The organism is Actinomycetes bacterium (assembly GCA_036000965.1).
In the GTDB taxonomy this organism is placed as follows: Bacteria; Actinomycetota; CALGFH01; order CALGFH01; family CALGFH01; genus DASYUT01.
Window position 1 is genome coordinate 1 of the sequence record DASYUT010000013.1, and the last position, 3,218, is coordinate 3,218.

Here is a 3,218-nt window from a genome sequence, read left to right on the forward strand (position 1 = left end):
CCGGTACCCGTAGGCGCGGTGCACGTCGAGGTAGCGGCGGAGCAGCGGGTCGCCCACCGCCGGCGTCGCCGCGGCCAGCGCGACGAGCCGCGGCTCGTCGCGCGTGGCCAGGTAGCCGCCGTCGCCGCGGAGCTCCCCGCCGTGCAGCTCGGGGTCGAAGCCGGCCAGCAGCGAGGCGTCTCCTGAGCCGGCGAGACGGGCCACCATCATCGCTGCCTGCTCCGGCGTGGCGGCTGCGGGCAGCGGCGGAGCTGGCACCAGGCCGCCGTCGAGCGCCGCGGTGACTCGCTCGAGCAGCCTGGCCAGGACCGGCGAGCTTGGGCCGGCGTCGCGGACCCGGTTGCGCACCCGAACCGCCTCCGTGGGCGCCTTCTCCGAGGCGAGCCAGGCGACCGTCAGCAGGATCGTGTCGTGCCAGTCCGGGTCGATCTCCCCGGAGAACAGGTCGAGCAGCCGTTCCGCGGCCTGCACGTCCCCGTTCCGGGCCGCCTCGAACATCGCCTCCGGCCGGAGCAGGTTCCGGTGGAACAGCACCAGGGTGAGGGCAACCGGCACCAGCAGGAAGGTGGCGTCTGCGTCCTCGTCCTTGGCCGCGAGCCGGTGCGCCAGCTCCAGGTCGCGCCGCAGCAGCGTCGGGTCGTGCAGACCGGCCAGGTCCGCGCGCTGGAACCGCTCCTCGGTCACCAGCCGGACCAGCCGGGTGATCAGCTCATGGCGCTCCTGGCCGGTGCTGCGGTCCGCCGCCCGGGCCAGATGGGTCGCTGTATGACGCAGGCCGTAGGAGTCCCACTGGTCGAACTGCCCCCACCGTTGGCCGACGTAGTGGTCGGCGACCTTGCGGTGGGCGTCCCGCAGGTCCAGCTTGTCCTCGAGATACTCCCCGAAGGTCCGGTGCACCAGGCGCCAGTCGTCCCGCCGCCCCCGGCTGAGCACCCGGGCCCAGGGCTCCAGCACGCGGGCCCGCACCTCGCCGGGGGAGCGGCCGACCTGCGCGGCCAGCCAGTCGGCGGTGACCGCCTCGCCGGCCACGGCGAGCCGTTCCACGACCGGCTGGTACAGGCCCTCCCAGTCGGCCCAGCTCTGCGCCTGCGACGAGCTCATCCGGGCCCAGAACTGGTCGTAGTACCCGCGCAGGCCGCGGGGCAGCTCGGTCAGGTCGAGCGGCGGGGTGTCGGGTCCACGCGAGGCGATCTCCGCGAGCACGTAGCTCGTGTACATGAAGTTGCCCTCGCTGGCCTCGACCAGCCTCGCCACGAGCTCCTCCCGCGACACCGGCGGACGGCTGCTCGCGAGCGCGTCGGCGATCCGGCTGTCGCCGTCGGTGCGGGTGCGCACGAGCGTCTCGATGTCGGCGGTCTGCAGCGGGTCGTCCCGGCGCAGCGTGTACCGCTGCACCGGCGTGCCCGGGCCGGTCACCAGCTCGCCCGCCCGCCGGGTCACGACGACGTACACCCCGGCCGGCAGGTCGGGCGGCAGCAGCAGCGGGTTCGACCCAGTGGGTGGCTGCTCCGCCTCGTCCAGCCCGTCGACGGCCACCCAGATCGGTCCGCCGCCCGTCCGCCTCACCGACTCGCGCAGGATCCGGCCGAGGAACGTGGCGTCGTCGCCGACCCGCGCCGGCAGGGTGGTATGGCCGAGCTCGTGGCGCACGATCAGGGCGGCGCTCACGTGGGCGAGGAACTGGTCGGGTCGTTGCACGCCGCTGCTGGCGCTGGCGAGGAACGCAACGGCGCCACGACGCCGGGCGATCTCGGCCGCCAAGGCGGTCTTGCCGAGCCCGGCGTCGGCGACGATCTCGAAGTAGCCCGCCGGATGTCGTGTGGCGAATGCGTCGAGCTGCTCGAAGACGGCCTCGCGCCCGACGAACCCGTTGGCGGCGGCGTCCAGGTCGAAGTCGAGGATGAACTCGGGCACGGGCCGGACGACCGTCTGGTACGTCTGGTACGTCTGGTGGACGCCCCCGTAGATGTTCCCGCCGGCGACGGCGGCGTTGCTCGCGGTGAGCGTGTCGACGAGCGCCGACCCGGACATCGTGCGCTCCTACGGCTGGCTCGGACCGCCGGACGTCTGCTGGACGCCCCCGGTGATGTCCCTGCCGGCGAGGGCCACGTTGTCCGCGGTGAGCTCCTGGATCCGGATCCCGGTGACGCCGGGCTGGACTGCCTCTGCCCGCCGCAGCAGCTCGACGGCCTGGTCGACCACCTCCTGGTCGGCGTCGGCGCCCGCGTCACGCAGCGCCTTCTCGGCCGGCTTCTGGAACGTCTCCTGGTCGGCGACATAGTCGTCGATGCGCTCTTCGAGCTTCGGATGGTCGCCGCCGAACTTCCTGAGGATGAGCGACTTCAGCCCGGCGTACCCGTCCTGGATCGCCTGACTGCCGACCTTGGCGCCGGCCACGGCCAGCGCAGAAAGGATCACGGTGATCGGGTCCATGGCCACCCCCTTCCGGACAGCGCCCGGGCTCACCCGGGCTGCCGTGGCTAGCCTAACGTCCCGGTGACCGCAAGTGCAGCAGCGAGAAACCCTGCGGCGTCCTTCCGGCCGGTCTGACCCGAAGTGCAGCGGGCCTCGTGCCTTGTATCTGACCTGTGGGCCGGTCCGGAAGGACGCCGCAGGGCAGCACCGGTCCGGGCTTGACGTGACCTGAGAAGAGCCTGGCCTGTGGCCTCGTCGCAGTTGTGTCCGTGGTCTGGGCTGGTGGGTGCGCACCATACCGACCCTCCAGGAGGAGACCGTCGCGAGATCTACCGAACCCTCATGGCACCAGCACGCGACCAGGTGACCGGGCAGCAGGCGTCGGGCTAGCATCGGCGGCGCCAGCACCCATCTGACCCGTCGATGCCCATGGTCAGACCCCACCGCATCTACGCGGCGCTGTACGACCGGCAGCTGCGCCCGCTCGAGCGCGGCTGGCTCGGCCAGCGCCGCGCCGCGCTGCTCGGCGACCTCGCCGGGCAGGTGCTGGAGGTCGGCGCCGGCACCGGCACCAACCTGGCCTGCTACCAGCACGCCAGCAGGATCGTGGCCTGCGAGCCCGACCCGGCCATGCGGGCCCGCCTGGCCGGCAAGCTGGCGGCCGCGCGGGTGCCGGTGGAGCTGTGCGACGCCCCCGCCGAGGCGCTGCCGTTTGCCGACCAGAGCTTCGACGCGGTGGTGTGCATGCTGGTGCTGTGCACCGTGGCCGACCCGGCCGCCGCGCTGGCCGAGAGCTACCGCGT

Annotated in this window: 3 protein-coding genes; 1 reads left to right on the forward strand and 2 read right to left on the reverse strand. The window is 73.1% G+C overall.

The window, feature by feature from the left end; translation table 11 throughout:
* Both VG276_00560 and VG276_00565 read right to left on the reverse strand, forming a co-directional pair.
* Nucleotides 1-2,031: hypothetical protein (locus VG276_00560; protein HEV8647911.1), on the reverse strand; the 2,031-nt coding region annotated here is incomplete at its 3' end.
* A 9-nt stretch (nucleotides 2,032-2,040) separates the two neighbouring features.
* A complete protein-coding gene (locus tag VG276_00565) occupies nucleotides 2,041-2,433 on the reverse strand; it encodes a hypothetical protein (protein ID HEV8647912.1) in 393 nt (130 codons plus the stop codon).
* 411 nt (nucleotides 2,434-2,844) lie between these two features.
* Here VG276_00565 and VG276_00570 point away from each other — a divergent pair.
* The coding region (locus tag VG276_00570; GenBank protein HEV8647913.1) for a class I SAM-dependent methyltransferase at nucleotides 2,845-3,218 on the forward strand (374 nt) is incomplete at its 3' end.

Excerpts from the sequence above, each read along its gene's own strand:
- VG276_00565 (HEV8647912.1), bottom strand. The coding sequence starts at position 2,433 with ATGGACCCGATCACCGTGATCCTTTCTGCGCTGGCCGTGGCCGGCGCC.